This is a genomic window from Paenibacillus sp. AGC31 (genome assembly GCF_057334655.1).
This window is the reverse complement of record NZ_JBHFJH010000021.1, coordinates 1-3,180: the sequence shown is the minus strand read 5'-3', so window position 1 is coordinate 3,180 and position 3,180 is coordinate 1. Positions and strand designations below refer to the sequence as shown.

Sequence of the window (3,180 nt, the reverse complement as noted above, 5' to 3'; positions counted from 1 at the left end):
ACGACCCAAACGGCTTCAATTCATTCGAATTGGAGCTGTTTGGGTTTTGCTTGCTGCAATGGGTGTTACATGAGGACACATGCTGTAATTTCAACTAAACCGAAAGATCGAGACTTCCACCCAGATTGGGGTGAGGAGCAGGCACTGACTTCAACATTTCCGCCATCTGCTGGCCTTGCTGCTGTGCCATGTCTTTTGTAATCGACATCACTTGCAAGCTTGCCGACTGCACTACTGAAGCTTGGCTCATCGCCATTGATAATGCTGCAATATCCATGTTCTACACTCCTTTCACTTTCTGGTTACATAGATGTACTTATTATATATTCGTCAGAAGGGAGGAAATGTTGAACAACTCGGATCAAGCAAATAATTACCTGTTATGGCTGTTAGCTTCATGCTATAGTTTTAAGGTAAAAAAATAAAAGGAGAATCTGTAATGAAAAGTCTTAAGAGATTAATCTGTATTTTTATTAGTTTTAGTTTACTGTTCGTATTACTTCCGCCTCACATGTTTGCGGCTAGTAATCCTCTAGCTGAGTCTTACCGAGATATTGAATACACTATATTCATTGATGGAAAGCTTGCGAGTTTCAACGATCAAGCATACCTAGCGGATAACGGTACCGTCTACATTCCTATCAAAATGTTCAAACAAATCGGTTCACTTATTGCTGTAGGAAATGGATTTGAAGTCAAAACCAAATTAAATAAAGAACAAGTAAGTAAGAAAGACACCATTTTGTACAAAGGAATAACCTACATATCATTCGAGAAGTTTCTAAAGGTTTCCGGTTACTCAGGCAGGAATGAAGATAATTTAATGGTAGCATTTATATGGGGAGACGAGGACGGAGCAACACGGACTAAGAAATTAATGAACGGAGTCCTTAGTGTTCCCAAAGCATATCGTTCCGCTTTTGGATCAAAAGTATACTCTTATGCACTAGATCAACCTGGCTGGATCGTCAGCATGACCCAACTTTATCAACTCACGGAAGTAACTATACAATCAGCAAATGGAAAGACCGTCACAGAATACATATATAAGGACATTGGATTTTCGAATTTTTGTTATTATTTTGATTACGAATATTTCATACATATCGCTTTTAAGGGGGGCGAATATTGGGCTAACAAAAATAGTTTACCTTCTTCAAATCCGCTTTATCATTTAGAAAAAATAAAAATTATTTCCGTTGATATTAAGAAAAATAATGTAATTGTGAAAGCCAAAAGAGCTAGTGGGAAGTCGATTACGTTCAAGTTGCCTGTTACAGACGATCCAAATGAATTTATTAATGGGTTGTTCTATGACAGTGACCCTAAAAAAGATTACCCAGGCTGGTCTTCAAACGTCTGGAAACTTATTAGTCAGCAAAAGATCAAATTAGGGATGACGTTTAATCAAGTGTTACTTTCTTGGGGGAGTCCAAATAGCACCAGTAACTCTACTAGTTCATTAGGTTCTATTGATATTTGGGTCTATGGAAATACCTACGTAACCTTCTACAATGGACAGATATATTCATGGTCCGATTACTAAAATTCGAGAGCAACTAGGTTGCTCTCTTTTTATTAGCTGTTCATTAGTGAATCAACTTACCCTTCAATCAATCCATACTTCACAAAACTATGATACAATCCATCTTCCTCTACTGTTCCAGTAATAACATCTGCAATAGCTTTCAGTCCAGGCTTTGCATTCCCCATGGCAATTCCGATATTACAAAATTCCAACATCTCGGCATCATTCATGCCATCACCGATGGCGCATGTATCTTCTTGGGACATGCCTAAATGCTTCAGCAGATCGGCGATCGCAAATCGCTTTGTGAATGCCAGGGATCATTAGTTCACCACTTCCTTCACCAAAGATCGGCACAGTGCACTGAATGACTTCGAATTTTCCTTCAAACTCTTGCTTGATCCGCTCAAACGGGATGGCTGAGCTCTCCAAGAAACATACCTTGTTCACATCATCCTTATACAGGTCGGCCTCTCCATACGTTAATCCGGCAATAAACGGGTGCGATTTCAGCTCCTTCTTCTCTCTGGCTACAGGGTCATTCTCCACATCACCATAGATGCGGCTTTCCAGGTGAGGTTGAAGATTGCTACTCGCATACAGAGCCGAATTGGATTCAAGGTAGAAGTCAATGCCGTTTTTATTTCGAGATTGAGCGCAGCTCTTTTACCCATTTTGGAGCCAGGGTGACTGATGAAGAACATCATTCCTATGTTGGAGTTACGCTGGAATCCATGTGGCAGCAAGTACTGGACAAACATCAGCTGACAGCTACGCTGGAAGAAATATTTGCTTATCATCAGCACAATGTGATGCAAACCATGCTTGCCCATTCGAATCTGACGGCGATGCCTTCCGTGGAACGCTGGTTAAGCTGGCTCCATGAGCAACACATTCCCATAGCGGTAGCTTCTTCCTCTCCACGTGCACTGATTGATCTGATCATGGACAAAACCGGACTTGGGCTATACTTTGAGGTGCGAATGACAGGTGAGGAAGTTACGAACGGCAAGCCGGCACCAGATATTTTCCTGACCACCGCTGAGATGATCGGTGCATCCCCTTCGAATTGTCTGGTGATCGAGGACTCGCGTAATGGTGTTCAGGCCGCCAAAAGTGCAGGCATGCGCTGTATCGGATATCGCAATCCGGGATCAGGCAACCAGGACTTGTCCAAAGCCGATCTTCAGATTTCCAGTTACGATGAGTTATGGACATTGAAGAATACACTGCCCTTTGAAGGCCGATTGCCAAGCTTGTCAAAGCTTCGCTGAGAAGATCGTAATAAAAAGATCGTAATTTCGGAATGAATATTCAGAAAAAAAACGACCCAAACGGCTTCAATTCATTCGAATTGGAGCTGTTTGGGTTTTGCTTGCTGCAATGGGTGTTACATGAGGACACATGCTGTAATTTCAACTAAACCGAAAGATCGAGACTTCCACCCAGATTGGGGTGAGGAGCAGGCACTGACTTCAACATTTCCGCCATCTGCTGGCCTTGCTGCTGTGCCATGTCTTTTGTAATCGACATCACTTGCAAGCTTGCCGACTGCACTACTGAAGCTTGGCTCATCGCCATTGATAATGCTGCAATATCCATGTTCTACACTCCTTTCACTTTCTGGTTACATAGATGTACTTATTATATAT

General features: G+C 41.9%; 4 protein-coding genes and 1 pseudogene. 2 read left to right on the top strand and 3 right to left on the bottom strand.

The features are described from left to right. Positions 1–94: 94 nt before the first annotated feature. On the bottom strand, positions 95–277 hold the full coding sequence (locus ACE04G_RS07820; protein WP_017687882.1) for a YjfB family protein: 183 nt from the start codon (positions 275–277) through the stop codon (positions 95–97). A 162-nt stretch (positions 278–439) separates the two neighbouring features. On the opposite strand from ACE04G_RS07820, the gene ACE04G_RS07815 reads away from it, so the two are divergent. Beyond that, positions 440–1,546 (top strand): hypothetical protein, encoded by a 1,107-nt coding sequence (locus ACE04G_RS07815; protein WP_339177225.1) that lies wholly within the window; start codon positions 440–442, stop codon positions 1,544–1,546. Positions 1,547–1,602: 56 nt separating this feature from the next. On the opposite strand, the pseudogene ACE04G_RS07810 reads toward ACE04G_RS07815, so the two are convergent. Beyond that, positions 1,603–2,161 (bottom strand): annotated as a pseudogene (locus tag ACE04G_RS07810) (HAD hydrolase family protein); the annotation flags it as partial. On the opposite strand from ACE04G_RS07810, the gene ACE04G_RS07805 reads away from it, so the two are divergent. Then, positions 2,143–2,802, top strand: coding sequence for an HAD family hydrolase (locus ACE04G_RS07805; protein WP_449004094.1), 660 nt, complete (start codon positions 2,143–2,145; stop codon positions 2,800–2,802). The pseudogene ACE04G_RS07810 and the gene ACE04G_RS07805 sit on opposite strands and share 19 nt — an antisense overlap. Positions 2,803–2,947: 145 nt before the next feature. Here the strand turns inward: ACE04G_RS07805 and ACE04G_RS07800 are convergent, their stop codons facing one another. Beyond that, positions 2,948–3,130: a YjfB family protein gene (locus ACE04G_RS07800; protein ID WP_017687882.1), complete on the bottom strand. Its 183-nt coding sequence runs from the start codon at positions 3,128–3,130 to the stop codon at positions 2,948–2,950. Between the last annotated feature and the right edge of the window lie 50 nt (positions 3,131–3,180).